The sequence below is a fragment of the Providencia sp. PROV156 genome, assembly GCF_028480905.1.
Classification (GTDB): Bacteria; Pseudomonadota; Gammaproteobacteria; order Enterobacterales; family Enterobacteriaceae; genus Providencia; species Providencia hangzhouensis.
This window is the reverse complement of record NZ_JAMPPE010000030.1, coordinates 13,480-28,455: the sequence shown is the minus strand read 5'-3', so window position 1 is coordinate 28,455 and position 14,976 is coordinate 13,480. Positions and strand designations below refer to the sequence as shown.

The 14,976-nt window shown below is 43.4% G+C and carries 24 protein-coding genes; 2 read left to right on the top strand and 22 right to left on the bottom strand.

Annotation, left to right across the window (positions count from 1 at the left end):
- Window positions 1-3: 3 nt before the first annotated feature.
- From PSF31_RS18345 to PSF31_RS18275, 14 genes are all read right to left on the bottom strand, one after another.
- Window positions 4-453 (bottom strand): DUF2824 family protein, encoded by a 450-nt coding sequence (locus tag PSF31_RS18345; RefSeq protein WP_048606466.1) that lies wholly within the window; start codon window positions 451-453, stop codon window positions 4-6.
- 7 nt (window positions 454-460) lie between these two features.
- Window positions 461-1,198: a phage tail protein gene (locus tag PSF31_RS18340; RefSeq protein ID WP_164561103.1), complete on the bottom strand. Its 738-nt coding sequence runs from the start codon at window positions 1,196-1,198 to the stop codon at window positions 461-463.
- Window positions 1,195-2,988, bottom strand: a complete 1,794-nt coding sequence (locus tag PSF31_RS21060) for a packaged DNA stabilization protein (protein ID WP_336298889.1) — start codon at window positions 2,986-2,988, stop codon at window positions 1,195-1,197. Before PSF31_RS21060 ends, PSF31_RS18340 begins: the two co-directional genes overlap by 4 nt.
- Complete coding sequence (locus tag PSF31_RS18325) at window positions 2,960-3,457, bottom strand: packaged DNA stabilization gp4 family protein (RefSeq protein ID WP_164561104.1); 498 nt, start codon at window positions 3,455-3,457, stop codon at window positions 2,960-2,962. The genes PSF31_RS21060 and PSF31_RS18325 overlap by 29 nt, the downstream gene beginning before the upstream one ends.
- A complete protein-coding gene (locus PSF31_RS18320) occupies window positions 3,435-3,638 on the bottom strand; it encodes a hypothetical protein (protein ID WP_164561105.1) in 204 nt (67 codons plus the stop codon). Before PSF31_RS18320 ends, PSF31_RS18325 begins: the two co-directional genes overlap by 23 nt.
- A 56-nt stretch (window positions 3,639-3,694) precedes the next feature.
- Window positions 3,695-4,978, bottom strand: coding sequence for a P22 phage major capsid protein family protein (locus PSF31_RS18315; protein ID WP_164561106.1), 1,284 nt, complete (start codon window positions 4,976-4,978; stop codon window positions 3,695-3,697).
- Window positions 4,978-5,892, bottom strand: a complete 915-nt coding sequence (locus tag PSF31_RS18310) for a scaffolding protein (RefSeq protein ID WP_164561107.1) — start codon at window positions 5,890-5,892, stop codon at window positions 4,978-4,980. The genes PSF31_RS18315 and PSF31_RS18310 overlap by 1 nt, the downstream gene beginning before the upstream one ends.
- A 14-nt stretch (window positions 5,893-5,906) precedes the next feature.
- Window positions 5,907-7,997 carry a portal protein gene (locus tag PSF31_RS18305; RefSeq protein ID WP_164561108.1) on the bottom strand — a complete coding sequence of 697 codons (2,091 nt, stop codon included), beginning with the start codon at window positions 7,995-7,997 and terminating at the stop codon, window positions 5,907-5,909.
- 2 nt (window positions 7,998-7,999) lie between these two features.
- Window positions 8,000-9,496: a terminase large subunit gene (locus PSF31_RS18300; protein ID WP_164561109.1), complete on the bottom strand. Its 1,497-nt coding sequence runs from the start codon at window positions 9,494-9,496 to the stop codon at window positions 8,000-8,002.
- Window positions 9,471-9,962 carry a DNA-packaging protein gene (locus PSF31_RS18295; RefSeq protein ID WP_164561110.1) on the bottom strand — a complete coding sequence of 164 codons (492 nt, stop codon included), beginning with the start codon at window positions 9,960-9,962 and terminating at the stop codon, window positions 9,471-9,473. Before PSF31_RS18295 ends, PSF31_RS18300 begins: the two co-directional genes overlap by 26 nt.
- A 54-nt stretch (window positions 9,963-10,016) precedes the next feature.
- On the bottom strand, window positions 10,017-10,244 hold the full coding sequence (locus PSF31_RS18290) for a DUF2560 family protein (protein WP_071233446.1): 228 nt from the start codon (window positions 10,242-10,244) through the stop codon (window positions 10,017-10,019).
- A gap of 211 nt (window positions 10,245-10,455) precedes the next feature.
- The gene (locus PSF31_RS18285; RefSeq protein WP_272683231.1) at window positions 10,456-10,935 is read right to left on the bottom strand and encodes a lysis protein; all 480 of its coding nucleotides are present in this window, start codon (window positions 10,933-10,935) and stop codon (window positions 10,456-10,458) included.
- Between the two features lies 1 nt (window position 10,936).
- Entirely contained in the window at window positions 10,937-11,269 is a 333-nt protein-coding gene (locus PSF31_RS18280; RefSeq protein ID WP_036976899.1) for a M15 family metallopeptidase, read from the bottom strand.
- Window positions 11,266-11,601, bottom strand: coding sequence for a phage holin, lambda family (locus PSF31_RS18275; protein ID WP_164561114.1), 336 nt, complete (start codon window positions 11,599-11,601; stop codon window positions 11,266-11,268). The genes PSF31_RS18280 and PSF31_RS18275 overlap by 4 nt, the downstream gene beginning before the upstream one ends.
- Before the next feature lie 242 nt (window positions 11,602-11,843).
- Between PSF31_RS18275 and PSF31_RS18270 the strand changes: the two genes are divergently transcribed.
- Window positions 11,844-12,092 (top strand): hypothetical protein, encoded by a 249-nt coding sequence (locus tag PSF31_RS18270; RefSeq protein WP_096864266.1) that lies wholly within the window; start codon window positions 11,844-11,846, stop codon window positions 12,090-12,092.
- 8 nt (window positions 12,093-12,100) lie between these two features.
- Window positions 12,101-12,277: a helix-turn-helix domain-containing protein gene (locus PSF31_RS18265; RefSeq protein ID WP_141395908.1), complete on the top strand. Its 177-nt coding sequence runs from the start codon at window positions 12,101-12,103 to the stop codon at window positions 12,275-12,277.
- Between the two features lie 251 nt (window positions 12,278-12,528).
- Here the strand turns inward: PSF31_RS18265 and PSF31_RS18260 are convergent, their stop codons facing one another.
- From PSF31_RS18260 to PSF31_RS21135, 8 genes are read right to left on the bottom strand one after another with little or no spacing between them, the layout of a single operon-like run.
- Window positions 12,529-13,116 (bottom strand): hypothetical protein, encoded by a 588-nt coding sequence (locus tag PSF31_RS18260; RefSeq protein WP_226693966.1) that lies wholly within the window; start codon window positions 13,114-13,116, stop codon window positions 12,529-12,531.
- Entirely contained in the window at window positions 13,113-13,250 is a 138-nt protein-coding gene (locus PSF31_RS18255) for a hypothetical protein (protein ID WP_306801865.1), read from the bottom strand. The genes PSF31_RS18260 and PSF31_RS18255 overlap by 4 nt, the downstream gene beginning before the upstream one ends.
- Window positions 13,251-13,293: 43 nt before the next feature.
- The gene (locus tag PSF31_RS18250; protein WP_096864268.1) at window positions 13,294-13,659 is read right to left on the bottom strand and encodes a RusA family crossover junction endodeoxyribonuclease; all 366 of its coding nucleotides are present in this window, start codon (window positions 13,657-13,659) and stop codon (window positions 13,294-13,296) included.
- Entirely contained in the window at window positions 13,656-13,946 is a 291-nt protein-coding gene (locus PSF31_RS18245; protein WP_096864269.1) for a DUF1364 domain-containing protein, read from the bottom strand. Before PSF31_RS18245 ends, PSF31_RS18250 begins: the two co-directional genes overlap by 4 nt.
- Window positions 13,939-14,136 (bottom strand): hypothetical protein, encoded by a 198-nt coding sequence (locus PSF31_RS18240; RefSeq protein WP_096864270.1) that lies wholly within the window; start codon window positions 14,134-14,136, stop codon window positions 13,939-13,941. Before PSF31_RS18240 ends, PSF31_RS18245 begins: the two co-directional genes overlap by 8 nt.
- Window positions 14,133-14,576, bottom strand: coding sequence for a YbcN family protein (locus PSF31_RS18235; RefSeq protein ID WP_272683230.1), 444 nt, complete (start codon window positions 14,574-14,576; stop codon window positions 14,133-14,135). Before PSF31_RS18235 ends, PSF31_RS18240 begins: the two co-directional genes overlap by 4 nt.
- Window position 14,577: 1 nt before the next feature.
- Window positions 14,578-14,769: a hypothetical protein gene (locus PSF31_RS18230; protein WP_272683229.1), complete on the bottom strand. Its 192-nt coding sequence runs from the start codon at window positions 14,767-14,769 to the stop codon at window positions 14,578-14,580.
- Window positions 14,720-14,893, bottom strand: coding sequence for a Lar family restriction alleviation protein (locus PSF31_RS21135; protein WP_442959850.1), 174 nt, complete (start codon window positions 14,891-14,893; stop codon window positions 14,720-14,722). The genes PSF31_RS18230 and PSF31_RS21135 overlap by 50 nt, the downstream gene beginning before the upstream one ends.
- Between the last annotated feature and the right edge of the window lie 83 nt (window positions 14,894-14,976).

Here is a 14,976-nt window from a genome sequence, read left to right as displayed (position 1 = left end):
CCGTTATTTACTGATGAACTCGGCTAGTTCTTCGCGAGTTGCTGAATAGAAGGTGACGTCATCAACGCCTTTGAAATACTTTTTGATAGTGCCAACTCGTTTAAGGCCAATCATCGCACAATAGATTTGACCGTGACGAAACTTACGAGCAGCGAATGAGGTAACACATTGAACATGAGTTGTTGATAGAATGAATTTCCAAAACGCTAGGCCAATGTCTTTACTGAATCCCCTTGCTTCTGGTAGGTACATAGCGTGACAGTCAAATGTCATCGGCTGCACTTCTTCGTAATACACGATGCCACCGAATTGACCATGAACATTAACCTCAAAGTATTTCTGGTTAGCGTTGTAATCGAACCCATCACCATTGTTGCTACCAGCGATAATGTCTTTGTGATTGCCAACCGTTTCAATCAAATCGATATTTCGCGTTGGTTTGAATGTGATCATGATTACCTCAATCGATTAATCCATGTGCCCGCGCCATATCTTCCAGCGCTTTAAGGGATTTACGAGTTTCAGTGAGATCCGATGCAAGCGCCTGAATTTCTAACTGGTCATATGTCGAGCCAATACTGTAAGTTTTATTAGCATTGAAGCCAGATTTCGAAGCCGTACCAGTAGAAGCAGTGAAGCCAGTAACACGAGCGCTGATAACCTGAACACCATTAACAGAGTAAGAATCTTTGACAGAAATCGGTGATGCTAAAGTTTGCGTAGTTTCACGACTCAATGAGACGTAATCGGCGTCGATTTCAGAGACCTTTTCCGTAAGGTATGTAATATCACTCTCTGCTGTCGTTAATCGCGTCTCGTGGTCGTCTAATCGTTCTTCGGCTGCCTTAATTCTTATTTCATGGTCAACTATTTTCTCTTCTGCTGCGGTGATCCGTGTTTCGTGGTTTTGTAGTTGAGCTTCGTGTTTCTCTAGCGTTTCCTCTGCTGAAATTAAACGCTCCTCGTGATTAGCTAGCGTTTCGTCCTGCTCCTCATTTTTTACTTGCGCGTTATATGCCTCCTGTCCAGCCTCGTTGGCACGGCCAGCAACCTTCCCCATGTCTTCAGCGCTATTCAATACAATCCGCATGTAAGTTACGCTGAAGTTACTAGGTAATATATCGGGGGTTATATACGAAGCTGTGATACTTATAGGCTCATTCAATTTAGAGTTAGCATAAGGTTCATCAGCCATCATTCAACCCTCATCGATAGGTCACTGAGCGTTACAGGTGACTTAGTGATAACGCGAATCTTAAACCCGATATTCTTTCTCACTCTGCCAACCCTGCGCCAAATCGCGCGCATGTCGTAACGGAACGGTGCGTTTTGTGGGTACATTTGCTCCCTACCGAAATTTATTCCATCGGCAGTAGCAGATAGGAATAAACGGTCAGCGATTTGAGCAACACCCGTTGACGCTTCGAGTTCTAGGTCAAACACTCGTGCGTTATCCGCTTTCACCATCGGTGTATATATAATGTGCTCGGCTTGTTGGTCATACTGAGATGATTTATCAAACGCTAACTTACCAACTAAGTCAGACTTTTTGTCGCCAACCGTTATCTGATTATCTTCATACATGAAGTCAATAGCGCGGTACGGCTCATCGTATAGTCCAGTTTTCAGAATGCACCATTGCGGATATTGCTGGCTGCCAGTGCCATCAAAACAAAGTGTGTGGCGTGGTAAGTGGATTATTGCCAGTTCATGACCATCAAATTTAACCGACTCCATAACTGCGCCTGATAACTCATCAGCGGTATAACTACGGATAATTTTATCAATACTTGCCGTCGATATGACGCTAGCAGTACCTGAGCCAAGTAAATAAACAGACGGCGCACCATTTGCAGGATTGCTGATAAACGCGTATGAATCACCAAACTTACATTTAGCATCACGACCAGCAATACCCATTTGCACCATGTAAGATGGTTGCATTGCGTAAATTGGTTGAGTCGCAGAAGTAGAGCCGGTTAATGAAAAGTATTCGATAGTTGAAGCACCAAAGCAGATGACCATATCACGCCAAGAGCTAACAGAAATGATTCCGTCAGGTTGTGACTCTGCTGTGTAGAATGGCGTGTATCTATCAGGCTTCGACTCGTCCTCAATATCTGTTATACCGAAACGAGCGCCGCCCTTTTGTAGCCAGATATAACGACCACGATTACGAGCAACATCGACCACTTCACCTAAATCGTATTGAGGATATTTGTTAACGACCTCTAACACTTCCTTAGTCATCACAAATTCAGTCGTATCAGTTGGCTTCACAGTGTTATTAGGGATTGTTTTATCGTAATTGAACTTGTATTCAATCGTGAGTTTATTCCCTGTTCGCTTCAGGCCATTAACGATAATATCCGTTAAGTATGGCTTTTCTGCCTCGGGTTTATCTTGTGACTTTTTAGCGCCAAATTGATACTCGGGTATCTCAATAACTTCACCTACAACACCGTCTGATGCCTTTGGCGTTATCTTCAGAGTGAGCGAACCGTCGATATCATCTTTAGTCAGAGATACGAAATCATCATTGCCAGCTTTGTGAGTCCACTTTTTAACATCACGAGTGTAGCCTTCTTTGACTACCTCTTCTTCAGGCCAGTTAGTCAGCTCTTTAACTTCACCATCGTAACGATAGAGTTTTAACTTGCCACCAAAAGCGACCGCCTGACTTACGCCAGAATGTGCCAGTGATACTCTGTCTTTACCTTGAATATCACCGATAGCATTTGCGTCTTGATACAACTTGCCGCCACACACACGATACACAGTGCCATTTTTCGTGTTGAACTGGACACCTCGCGACACTCCATCAGCATCACGAAGTTTTACCAGCGCAGGGAATGAACGAAGATAACCAGCGGCATTCAATACTTCTTTCGGTGTGGCCAACATATTCACTGGCAGACCATCGATATAATCAGCCGTGTGTGGGTCTTTGCGTAAACCTCTAGCAAGAGGGATCTGAATCCTTGGCATGTGGTTTACTCCTATGGAAGAATCGATATCCGTTCATGGTTGCTAGGCGATTACCAGAACCAATAGGGAAGCCATTTGGATAATGCGCTCTGGCTTCTTTTGCACGTTTCATTGCACAACTACGCATTAATCTTTCTTTGCCATAGCGAGCAGTTGTAATGACTTTATCAAGCGGTGTTATTTGATAATCAGGGGCAATGCGGGTGGCTAGGTTGTAGATAACTGCGTTAATAGCTTGCTTATGCAGTCCGTGTTCATCGCCTTGGTCGATCGGTGTATCTTCATCAGCGAATTTATAACCAGTGTGAATTCCTGCGCCATCTTCAAACCATTCATACATCATTGACTCTAAATCAACTACTCCGTCCTCTAATGATTGTGGTTCGATATCTGTTAGCGTGGCATCCGACGCAACACCTAGTTTACGCAGTGCTGCGATGACTAACTCACCCTTCGTTGTTATCTGCATCTTTCACCGCCTTTTTCTTGGTAGCGGGTTTATCTTCAGTTTTCTTCTTAGTGTCGTTTGGATGCTTACACCAGCCGTCTTTCAAGTGCTTTTCAATTTTATCATCGTTGACAGTGGCGATCTGAAGATTCATGCCCCAGATTTTTACATCCCCATTGGCTTTATAAAGCATGGTACTCATGTTTCATCTCCAAAAAATAAAGGGAGCCGAAGCCCCCCCCTTAACTAATTACCATACTAAGCCTGACCAGTAAGACCAACTCCAACCGCTTCAGGTCTTTTAGTGCAAGCTGAGTACCAAACAGCAATACGGCACTTGCCTTCTAGTGTTGAGATATCACCTTGATACGCTACAACACCATTCAGGCCAACAGAGTCGATACTGAATGACTGAGTTTTCATTCCGCTAAATAATGCGTGGTTAAGCGGGATAGGTTGAGATAACAAGGTAATTGAGTCATCAGCCCAGAAGATATTTGTCTTAGACGTTTTAATGTTAAGGACGCTAATTGCCGCACCAGCTGCAAGTGATGTGTTGACGTTTGCATATGCTCTCTCTTCAGGCTTCAGTGCTGCGTCATCAAGTGCAATTGGTTTAGGCATGATAGTGATGTTATTGCCATCAACGCCAACGACCGCAAATGTTGCATCTTGTGTTAATAAGTCCTTTGCCATCTGAGAGATGAACTTAACGCCAGCGAAGCTGATTTTATCGCCGCGTTTAAATGCCGTTCCGTCACTAACTTTAACTACTGCTGTGCGGTTATCAACGTTTTCACGATTTCCGTCAACATCTTCTTTCCATGCTTCAGGCTTGAACTTCTGCGCACCATCAACTGTGACACCTGTGGCAGTTGCCGCTAATAACGTGGGCAGTTTAGGGGAGCGGAGAACATCTTCAAACCCAGCAACTTGCTTTTGAATTGTCCCTGACTTGTAAGCCTCTTCCTGAATGCGTCCGTATAGATCTTTGCCTACCAAATTATATCCAGCCTTCAGATAGTCATCTGGGTTAAAGAAATAGCTAAGACCTTGGTTGCGGTTCAGCTCGCGTGAAAACATAAGAGACTCTGCTTTAGCGGTAAAACCCCAAGCTTCTGCGCCATTAGCTAAATCTCCAGTATCAGTTACTACTAAAGACGCTGTGTCTGCAGCCTGCTTGGCAATTGAAGTCTCAACGTTGTTAGCCAACTTTAAGCCAGATGCACGGATGCGGCGGCGCAATGAGGTTTCATCACGTACATCATCAGCACGTAAACCAAAGAAGTCATTATCTGGAACGCCCATGTTGCATTTGACAGAGAGCTCCAAAATACCTGTCGCTTTATTGGTTAAATCCCAACCCTGTTGAGTAGGGGCTTCTTGCTCTACTGGCATCCAGACAGTATTTTGAGAGCGCTGCATATCGCCAGCAGGCGGCGTATATTTACCTACACGCTGAGCCATGGGGCAGTTATTTTCGATAGTGTTTACTACTTCATCCACCATATAGGTGATGATCTGACCTTCATTTAAAGACATTATTTAATTCCTTGTAATTTAGCCTTGATAGCGCGGTACTTTTCTACATCACCTTTACTTGCTGCATCGTCCATTTGCTTCTGTAATGCTGCGACATTGGCCGCAGAAACATCACCACTAATTGGTTCGTCGGCAGGTGGGGCTGATGAACGTTGTGTACCACGAGGCTTGAGAGTTAAACGATCAGCTAATCGAGTTAGTTCGATAGTGACCTGAACAGGGTTTTTGCTAAACAATTCTTGCGCTTTATCAGGGTTAGACCCAAGGTAGTAAATGATGGCGGCTGATTTCTCTGGGAAGTTTGTTGCGACTGCCTCATAAACACCTTGTGGCAATACTTGCAATGCAGAATCTTCCTTCTCCTGATAGTCAGGTAAGTTGAGTTTTTCAGCCGCATCATAGTGCGCCTTCATTGCGTTAGCTATTTGTTGGCTTTGCTGCGTGAACTCCTGAGTTTTACGACCCTGTGATGCAACAGCCTTACTTCTTGCATCAAGAGCGTCCATTTGCCACTTCTGCATATCTGCATTAAATGCGGCTGTAGCTCTGTGAGTGTCATAGTTGTATTTAGCCAGACCTTCATCGGATAAGTAATCATCCATATTAGGCTGTGCTGGTAACTCAGGATTAACGCGTAGGTGCTCAGGAAGCTCGCCGCTTTCAATTGCTTTTACTTGCTGCTCAATTTCTCGCTGACGTTTGCGAGCGATACGTTTAGCTGCTTGTATTGCGTTATTACTAGGCTTGCCTTCCAGCGGTTGCTCATCGTCTTTCAGTACAATGTCGAAGCCTTCTTCTTGCCCTGCGTTACCGTTGGCATTATCGATAACTAAGCCATCTGCGGATGCCGCCGCCTGATCGCCAGACAGGATTATCTCTTCAGACTGATTCTGAATTTCGGTGGTTGTGCTCATGATATTTAACTCTCTTACATGGTTTGAGGATTATTCTCGACGATATTGTCGGTAGGAATGTTTTGTTGTTGTTGCTGTGCAACCTCGTTCAGAAGTTTAATGGCCTCTCTTACTGCCGATTCATCTATATTCCTAGCCTGAGCTAGCTTGTAGACCGTATTGGCTTGAGATTCCATTGCATCTTGTTGAGCGGTAAATGCTTTGATTTGAGTTTGTGCTGTTTCGTTATTAGCTTTGGTTTGCTCTGCTTGAGCCGCGATGATTTGCGCCTGAGCTAACATAGCATTAGGATCTTGATTGCTTTGTGCTGCTTGCTGAGCTTCCATTAACCATTGCTGTTCTTCATCGGTTTCTGGTTTCTTCAAGCCATTAACAATCAATTCCTTGTTGGCATAATCTCTGATGTATTCAACGCCTTTACCTTCCATCATATTTGCATACGTCAGCATCATGACATTCCACATAGGATGTTCTACTGGAACCTTGACGATAAGCTCGCCTATCTCAGCTCTAGCAGCATCTTTTTGTGATTGGAAAGATGGACCCACATCAGTAAATGTTTCGTACTTGCCTCGGATATCATTGCGAACAATCACTTCACCTTTGCTGAAGTCTAATTCTTCCTGCATAAGATCAATCTGGTTTTCGCTTCCATCCTCTGAGGTTGTTGTTACTGTTCGATTGGTGTCGTATATCTCAGTAGCAATTGATGCGTAAATTTCACCATCACGGCGCATTGCGATAGCTAAGTTATCCTGAAACACATACGTTTCTAGGTCGATGCGACTATTTAGTTGATTAACGGTATCGAACGCCACTTGTCCATTAGCTGCCTCAGTATCAACGCCGACACGAGCGGTTGATTTAGCTGCTTCCGTTGCCACTTCCAGAAGCAATGCATCAGCCTGTGAAACCTCAGCATTCTCCATATACGCAACGGGTGAAGGAGGCAGGTCAGCATTGTTCTCATCAGTACGGTTGAGTAGATAGTATGGGTAATCGTCCTCACCGCTAAACATATGTTCATACCCTGCTATTTGCTCAGGGAAAAAGAATGGCTTCTTCTTAGGTGATTTAGCGGCAGTGTCCGCAGACTTGGATAAGATAAAGTTACGCAGACGTTGAGCATCCTTCGATAGCCTAACAACCCCTTCATATAGCTCGTTATCATCAAAGAATGACCACTCACCATACACAGGCACGATTGGAATATGCTCGCCAGCTATCGGCATTCTATCTTTCAGAATACCTGTGCTAGTGATGATTGATTTATAGACTCTGCGCTTTTTAACTCTGCGCTCACCTACCTTTTGATAGCCAGCATTTGCCAGTTCATCAATCTTTTCTTTCGCTTCTTTTGCCGAGTAAGTTTGAAGATCATTAGTTAGCGGGTCGCGATAAACAAACACTAACTCTTTCTTTTCCTCAACTTCGTAATGCTCAGCGATATGAATTGTTTTCCCACTCGACCAAGTGAACAATAAATCATTGTTAGGTGATTGGAATGATGGTTGAATTTCAGGGTCTAGACCGTATTGCTCAGCGAATGACTCCCATCCATCAATATTCATCGCGTGAATTATGGTGCAATTCTTCGCGTCAGACTTATCCATTGCCTTGGCGTTGCAATCCCAGATAACGTGAGTACAAGACTCATGCATAGGAACGCGTCGGATAATCTGATTGTTGCTAGTCGGGTTATCATCCTCATATTCAGTGACGAGTCGCCAAGCACCGTAACCACATTCGATTTGCTCTCTTACTGCCACGTTAACGGCAATCTTTGAGCTATTGTTTCGCATGTCAGTTCGATACATTCCCATAAGAATATCAGCGGCATCAGCTGGAGCGTTATCCTTTGGTCGATACTGAACCTCAATAGGATTCTTGCGCATCTCAGCGACGAGCTTACGAACCATTGGGCGCACTACATCAAACTGACCTCGGTATTGCAATGTGACGTAGCTTTCAAGCCAATCATCCCACTGACTAACGCGACTAAAGAATAAATCGTTTCTCGCCTCCGTTCTGGCATTTTCAGATGCAGAGTAATCGAGGTCGAATTTGCGAAGTATTTTCTCAAGCCGCTCGTTTCTATCGACCATCTCTATCTCCTAATAGGTCTAATTGGGGCGGGAATTCTCTTTTCTTTAGGCTTTTTGATATCACGCAACTGCTTAGCGAAGCGCCTCATCATGTAGGCATAGCGAACAGCATCAAGCACATCATCGTTTGTTTTGACTATCTTCCCGTTTTCGTCACGGTGATATAGTCTGAACTCTTCAAAGAATGGCTCACAGGTATTAAATACTCTAAATCTGTTATCAAGCATCAGATCACGTAATTCATTAATACCGGACTCTACTGAGTTGCCACCCTCTGCAAATGTTGCGTGCTCCTTCAGCATTAAGAAGCCAGCATCCGCATACTGAGTTTTTAGTTGCTCACCACCGCCTTTCTCGTGCTGATGACCATCATGAGGCCATGCTACAGGAACTTTATTAGCCCATGACTTAACAGCACCCCACGCTTGAACTGCTGTGTTTTCCGACTTTTTCCACACTCTAGCAAGATAAAAAACATCCTCATCTTTATCCCACCACAACTGGATATGAGCCTGTGGATGATTCCAGCCGAAATCCTGACCATCGATAACGTAAAAATGCTCAGGGCATTCGAAAGGCTGGCACTTAATAGACTCTTCGGGTATTTGGTAAATTCGACCGCTACCCATTGTTGGAATACCACGAGCACGAGCCTCTCTTTCATGTTCAGGATATGAAGCAACAATCCGTTCTTTCTCTTCCTCGGTGTAGTGATCAGCATCATAGATAGTCATGTTGACTACTTTCTGAGCTTTAGATGGGTTCTTGAGAAACTTTTCTACTACCGTAGACATCCCCATTAAGGGGGTGAATGTTAGAATTGAAAACTGACCGTATTTGTTGGTGCGGGTGAGTCCTTCAGCGTAAATGGAATATGGTGGCTCCTCATCGAACCACACGCCATGTATTGTGTCACCCTGCCATCTAGCGCGACCTTGCGAGTAAGGTTTGAAGTAGCAGATTGACATTCCATCTTCCACGCCTTCAGCATTTCGGTGTCGGATAAGTATGTGATCTACAAGATTTGGGTAAAATGGTGATTTCTTCCAGCTAATAACATCCTCTTTTGGAATTGAACCGTAACCTATCTCACCAGTTTCCTCCACACGCCCACACAAGATACGCTGAGTTGTTTTGGTTACTGTTTCGTTGGTTTCACCGCCAACCCACCACACATTAGGCTCAAGAAACCGCTTACCTTTCCACTCTCCTTTCCAAGCACCATCTTCAGGGTAACCTTTAGTTCCTGGATATCTTCCGGTTAAGTGAAATGCAACCTCGGCACCACCTGTATATGACTTACCCAATTGGTTACCAGCCATAAAGCAACGCTCGAAATAATTACCACCTGCCTCAATAAATTCTCTTTGCTTGTCATAGGGAGAGTATTCAAATAAACGATGCGTTTTTCTGTACTCTTCTTCCTCTTCCAATAACTCAAGCAACTCGAACTGCTCATCGTCATTCAAGTTATCAAGTATCTGATCCAGATTTTCCACGGTTGAATAACTCCTTAATTCGAGAGCGTCGCTTGTCACGGTCTCCCTTATCTGGAGTTACATCCTCGACCTCTTGTCTGTCTTTGAGACCTAAATCACGAGCAATAATATTTGCATTCAGCAAGTCAGCGGCAGCGCCTGAGAACTTCTGGTCATAGATAACTTTCTCAGCTCGCGTAGTGACCTCGATAAAATCTTCCTTAGCGCGATATAGTCGCCATGTGTCTTCGTGTATATCGATAAACAAGCAAAGCCCTGATAGCGTCATAGCTCGCATTTTAGGTAATGTCTCTTTAGTCACTAACCCTTGGAATGCAAACGCCTTAGTTTCATACAGTGGATTCTCTTCAACCCATTCAAAGTATTCACAGCAAGCATTCCATAAATCATCAGGCGATTCGAATATGGGCTTTCTTCCGTGACTACTTCTAGCCTCCCAGAATCTATTTCCTTTTGGTGCAGCCATATATCCCCCTTTAATCAATTATCCAGCCCACTCGTAAATGAGCTGTGTAATTAACTATTGCATGAATAGGTCTAGTGCTTCTTGAGCTTCTCGCGCCGCTTTCTGTGATCGTGATACAAACTCACTTTCAGTCTGGCACTGCTTATATGCGTCTTTGAATAACTCAAACTTGAGAGCGTCGTCTTTTACGAACTCGATAGCCGCTTGAGCCGCTGCAGTATCATTGCCAACTAACCGTAATAGCTCTAAGCGCATTTGATTTTGTGCTGTAATTTCTGTCATTTGATGTTCCTGTGTGAAGTTAATCGCAACCATCATCACGTATCACTACGTTAATCAGGTCACTTACGGCTTACCCGTCAGCAAGAAGGATCACCTCCTGTTACCTTGTCGGGGTTATTCTTTTGGAATGCTTTTATCCAATTCTTCACGGAATTGAGCTGGGTTGTCGAAACCTTGTGCTGCCATGATATTTCTCCATTAAAAAGCCCCGCTATTGAGCGAGGCATTCGGTGTTAATGTAATTCTGTAAATACAACGTTTGCTGTTCGTTCTCGACTATCATTTCTCTGAGACGTAGATAATCTTGTTCAACTGCTTTGTTAAGTCGTGCGGTGGTTTCATCGCTTCCGCTTTCGGTTGAATTCTTGGTGGCTGCTGGACACTCAGCTTTGGCGTACACCCGCTTAGAACCAGAGTTAACAGCATCACGAAGAGTGTTGATTTCATTCTTTGCACTGGCTAACTCCTGTGAGTGACGAATATCGAGTTGGTTTAGTCGAGTGATACGGGCTTGATAGTCTTTGTTGATTTCGACTTGTTGTGAGAGTTGCTCAGTGAGTGATTTATTATCATGTTCCAGAGCAGTATTTTTTATACTTTCAGTAAGAAACATGACAACAAAAATAACCATCCCAACAACAGTCATATTCTCCATCACCCAAGAGAAACCTTTCCAGATGATCGCTTTCATATCACTTAACGCCATTGTGCTCTAACGAGTAGTGATTGCCGTCATTGAATCGACCGCCCCACGTACCGCCGATAGATTCCCAATATTCACCAAGTAATTTATGGTCACTTGATGCCGTTAGATATTTACCGTCTTTAAATAGGTTGAAATCCACAGCTAGGCGTTGTGTATGTAAGCTGTTTTTAATACCCGCACCTGATTTAGCATTTAACTGTGCTTGCTCTGGTGTTCGGTATGCTTCCGAAAATGTCAGCTCGTAACCATTGTCATATGCGAAGATAATCAAATCAGCAATCATGCGAGTAAACTTGCGTTGTTTTTCACCTAGTGTCATTTGTTAACTCCGAATTTGTTTTTGAAGAACAACATTACCGCTTCAACAATCCCACCAATTTTCTTGGTACCCAAAAACCCGATGAACACACCGAAGAACTGAGCCAGACTGTTTGGCAGTTTTGCATATTCCAAAGCTGTAATTATTCCAATACTGATGAATGCACATATAGCCGCTTCAGCTAGTGATGCTTTCCACCCTGAGCCTTCTCTTTTTTCACGAGTGAAAGCTGTCATTGCGGCTAGCAAAACGCCTGCGATAAGTGGGGCATTAATTGTTATCCAATCCCAGATTTGCACCCAGATATCAGTGTTTTTGTCAGGCATACGCATATCCACCCCCTGCGGAGTGTTCCGTGATTAAAGTTAATAGATAGCCGCGCACAATCTCTATGCGTCAATTAAGTGTGTGTGATTAGAATTCTGTGGCGGCGTATACGAAAAAAGTCGCACTAGGCGACTTATTGAATGTGACTTACTTCAAATTATACTCATAAATATAAATCAAAACACTTTACATATAAAGTAAAACGCTTTATATTGTATTCATACAAACAAGATGAAGGAATAAGAAAATGACTAAGCCAACCTACGATTTCAACAAGTTTCAAAATTTAAGCCAAGCCGTTCAACATATTAACGATGGTGCAGCACAAGGGTTTGATGATTACACCCCTGAATATCTAGCAGCTGCATATGCACTAGGCTCCGCTAAAGAAACAGGATATGACGACGATGCATCAATTGAAGCAACGCTGGATTTCTTGGTTGAAAATGGTGCCAATTTTAACTTCCATGAAGCGCTAAAGTTAGCGACAAAGTAAAGTTACATATGACTCTTATAGAATATATTGAAAAATATTACTCTGGAAACCAAGCCGCATTTTCAGCGTCATGCGGCGTTAAACCTCAACAAGTTACGCAGTGGATTAATAAAGGGTTCATTGTTGTTGGGCATACCTTATATAGCCCTCGCAGAGAGCTTCCAGCCATAACTTGTTCGGAATAACCGGAGAGTTGGAAAGCAAAAAGCCCCACCGAAGTGAGGCTCTATTTTCTTCGACCTCTCAGCCGATGCGGTTGGAGTTCCAGTCCAAATAGACGAAGTGACCAACTAGGCGGGATCGATAACAAGTGCCGCCTCTTTTACCTTGTTACCTGCTCTTTGCCTTTCACGACCGAGCATAACATAAACAGTATACTATTTAGGCGCAGAATGCAATAGATTTCTCCTGTTAATAAATTACATAGAAAATAATGCTACTTGATATCACTAACCATAGGATGAATAGCATCTTCAATCATCGCACAAGCCCATCTAACGCGACGTTTGGCAGAGTCTAGGTCTATACCTGTTTTCCTCGATAGCTCCTCTAGAATGTTTTGCGGGCTTTTGCATTGCTTATAGCGTTTAATAACTACATCACGAAGCGGGTTGCTCGTTGGTAAAATTTCGTTAATACACTTTTCAACAAATTCGGCGTCATCTTTTTCTTTGGCGAGGCGAAGTGCGCCGAGTGTTGATTTGTTTGGTGCAATAATTTCCTTTACTTTTTCGATTAGCTCATTGCCTGTGTATCCCATCTTTCTACAGTTATCGAAAGTGGCACGAATCAAAGTGGCTGAGCCATCATCCCATTCATCCCTTGTCATTAGTCGACCAATAACATTTATATTTAGGCCATCTGGAGAATCGTCTCCTTGGTAGTTTCTTCCCCATATGGTAAGCATATATCTAGTCCATGGTCGTTCTGATGGGCTTAGCTTTGGAAGTGTTCCAAAAAGCTTTTTCCTCATTTCCTTTTCCGTTCGGAAGTAAGCTATTTGCTCAAATGAAGCCTTTCTCATTTAGCCCCCTTCGCATGTTTATACTTAGTCATCAGTCGACCATTTATAATCGCGTGGTCAAAGCCAAATACATCACCAGAATATTTCTTGACTGTTGCCCTATTGCAATTGAGTCGCCTTGCTACTTCACTCATGTTTCCGTGCGTCTTAACAAGCAACGCTGGAATAGTTGTTATTTCAGTCTGCATCACCTATCTCCCATATTGTGATATCCAGTGAGCCACCGTTAACCTTTTCACCAAAATCAATACGCATACTGCGGAACATGCTGTCGTCAGTAATAACGCCGCTTTGCGTGAGTGCGTCTAATGGGGCTTTGAGAAGGTTGTCTAGGTCGCGCTTTCTTAGGTCTGGAGGGTTGGCTACTATCTTGATTTTTAGCTTGCCGGATAAATTGAATTGCTGATTTGCTTTGGTGATTTGATTTATTACTGCTTCGGTAAATATCCTGCCTTTCTTGCTCTTTATTTTCCTTCCGTTGACTACTGAAAATAACGTGTTATTTGTCGGTGGCCAAGGTAATTTAAGGTGATATTCATTCATGCCTTAATCTTCCCCTCACTTTGCAATATGGCCTGAGTTCGCATAACTCCCTCTAGGTGACATTGCTTTGCGTATTCAGCGTCTGTAATTCGCGTCCTGCGGTCGATTTCGTCATGACAATCGCTACATGCCCAAGCTATAAATAAATCGCTAGGCTTGCATCCTGTGCCGCATAATCCAGCCATTCGATAATGAGCGCCCACCACAGTTTCAGAATTTCCATTACATACTCCTGGTATCCTGACTTGGCACTCTCGGCCTTTTGCTTCTTTGCGTAAGTTAGCCATATATCGCCACCTTAAATATCCATGCAGATGCAAATAGACAAGCAAATATAGCCACCATAAATAACTTGGCTCCAAGTGTTACCCTAGATTTTTTTGGTTGAGCCTTCATGATGATTTGCCCATCTTTGCCAATATCGAATTTATCAATATTTTCAAGTAGTGCTTTTCTTAATCGTTGTTTTGTATTCATCTCTCTTGCTGCTCCTTGAGTTTCATGTATTCGCTTGTGTGTGGGATTGTCACGAGACAACCTATACCCGCCGCCCAGCATTCAACCTGCTCCATAAAGTGGAACATTTCACCTGTATCTAACTTTGATGTTTTTCGTAGTGTCCTGACGCGCTCTATATCCTGCGTGGTGGCGTCTATCATTTCAGTGACCTCATAACCTAGGAATGTATGCTTTAGCATCTCCTTGACGGTATCAGGCGTGAAATTAGACTTTTTCTTACACAGATATTTACTTATCTCTGTGCACCACATATGGAAAGTGGCATTCTGAGATAGTGAGCGTGTAGACTTCCAAGGCTTGATGATGATTCGGTGCGGTTGGTTTGTTGCTAGAGCTTCTTTGAGGTGTTGCCATGCTGCGGTTTTAGTTGATTCGTGGAAGAGGAAATCTGCTTCCAAGTTAACCTCCTGTATTTTCCTCAACTAAATTGAAGTTTTTGCAGTTACAGTTTGGGCAAACTAAATCAATCCAGTCCTTTTTCTGCACTTTCTTAAGTTCTTTCCGCTCTGAAACTTTACGACAGCGACGACACTTTAATTTATCACTCACTGTTAGCTCTCCTGTTCCATGCCTGCTCAGCTTCTTCAGCATCTGTATATCCAAACTTATTTGATGGGCAAATAGTGTTAGAGCAGATGACCAAGTGACCTAAATCCTCGAAGTAGTGATATTCACCGCGCCCACCGCAAAACGGGCATTTCTTGAGTTCTTTCATGCTATTTACCTGCCTATTCAATCTATCCATTTAAGCAATACGGACAGTAACCACGTAAGGATAATTGCAGCCACTATAGAGCC

What these genes read in the sequence shown, in the direction of transcription:
- PSF31_RS18345 (WP_048606466.1), bottom strand. Translation starts at nt 453, where the DNA reads ATGATCACATTCAAACCAACGCGAAATATCGATTTGATTGAAACGGTT.
- PSF31_RS18340 (WP_164561103.1), bottom strand. Translation starts at nt 1,198, where the DNA reads ATGATGGCTGATGAACCTTATGCTAACTCTAAATTGAATGAGCCTATA.
- PSF31_RS21060 (WP_336298889.1), bottom strand. Translation starts at nt 2,988, where the DNA reads ATGCCAAGGATTCAGATCCCTCTTGCTAGAGGTTTACGCAAAGACCCA.
- PSF31_RS18325 (WP_164561104.1), bottom strand. Translation starts at nt 3,457, where the DNA reads ATGCAGATAACAACGAAGGGTGAGTTAGTCATCGCAGCACTGCGTAAA.
- PSF31_RS18320 (WP_164561105.1), bottom strand. Translation starts at nt 3,638, where the DNA reads ATGAGTACCATGCTTTATAAAGCCAATGGGGATGTAAAAATCTGGGGC.
- PSF31_RS18315 (WP_164561106.1), bottom strand. Translation starts at nt 4,978, where the DNA reads ATGTCTTTAAATGAAGGTCAGATCATCACCTATATGGTGGATGAAGTA.
- PSF31_RS18310 (WP_164561107.1), bottom strand. Translation starts at nt 5,892, where the DNA reads ATGAGCACAACCACCGAAATTCAGAATCAGTCTGAAGAGATAATCCTG.
- PSF31_RS18305 (WP_164561108.1), bottom strand. Translation starts at nt 7,997, where the DNA reads ATGGTCGATAGAAACGAGCGGCTTGAGAAAATACTTCGCAAATTCGAC.
- PSF31_RS18295 (WP_164561110.1), bottom strand. Translation starts at nt 9,962, where the DNA reads ATGGCTGCACCAAAAGGAAATAGATTCTGGGAGGCTAGAAGTAGTCAC.
- PSF31_RS18290 (WP_071233446.1), bottom strand. Translation starts at nt 10,244, where the DNA reads ATGACAGAAATTACAGCACAAAATCAAATGCGCTTAGAGCTATTACGG.
- PSF31_RS18285 (WP_272683231.1), bottom strand. Translation starts at nt 10,935, where the DNA reads ATGAAAGCGATCATCTGGAAAGGTTTCTCTTGGGTGATGGAGAATATG.
- PSF31_RS18280 (WP_036976899.1), bottom strand. Translation starts at nt 11,269, where the DNA reads ATGACACTAGGTGAAAAACAACGCAAGTTTACTCGCATGATTGCTGAT.
- PSF31_RS18275 (WP_164561114.1), bottom strand. Translation starts at nt 11,601, where the DNA reads ATGCGTATGCCTGACAAAAACACTGATATCTGGGTGCAAATCTGGGAT.
- PSF31_RS18270 (WP_096864266.1), top strand. Translation starts at nt 11,844, where the DNA reads ATGACTAAGCCAACCTACGATTTCAACAAGTTTCAAAATTTAAGCCAA.
- PSF31_RS18265 (WP_141395908.1), top strand. Translation starts at nt 12,101, where the DNA reads ATGACTCTTATAGAATATATTGAAAAATATTACTCTGGAAACCAAGCC.
- PSF31_RS18260 (WP_226693966.1), bottom strand. Translation starts at nt 13,116, where the DNA reads ATGAGAAAGGCTTCATTTGAGCAAATAGCTTACTTCCGAACGGAAAAG.
- PSF31_RS18255 (WP_306801865.1), bottom strand. Translation starts at nt 13,250, where the DNA reads ATGAGTGAAGTAGCAAGGCGACTCAATTGCAATAGGGCAACAGTCAAG.
- PSF31_RS18250 (WP_096864268.1), bottom strand. Translation starts at nt 13,659, where the DNA reads ATGAATGAATATCACCTTAAATTACCTTGGCCACCGACAAATAACACG.
- PSF31_RS18245 (WP_096864269.1), bottom strand. Translation starts at nt 13,946, where the DNA reads ATGGCTAACTTACGCAAAGAAGCAAAAGGCCGAGAGTGCCAAGTCAGG.
- PSF31_RS18240 (WP_096864270.1), bottom strand. Translation starts at nt 14,136, where the DNA reads ATGAATACAAAACAACGATTAAGAAAAGCACTACTTGAAAATATTGAT.
- PSF31_RS18230 (WP_272683229.1), bottom strand. Translation starts at nt 14,769, where the DNA reads ATGCTGAAGAAGCTGAGCAGGCATGGAACAGGAGAGCTAACAGTGAGT.
- PSF31_RS21135 (WP_442959850.1), bottom strand. Translation starts at nt 14,893, where the DNA reads ATGAAAGAACTCAAGAAATGCCCGTTTTGCGGTGGGCGCGGTGAATAT.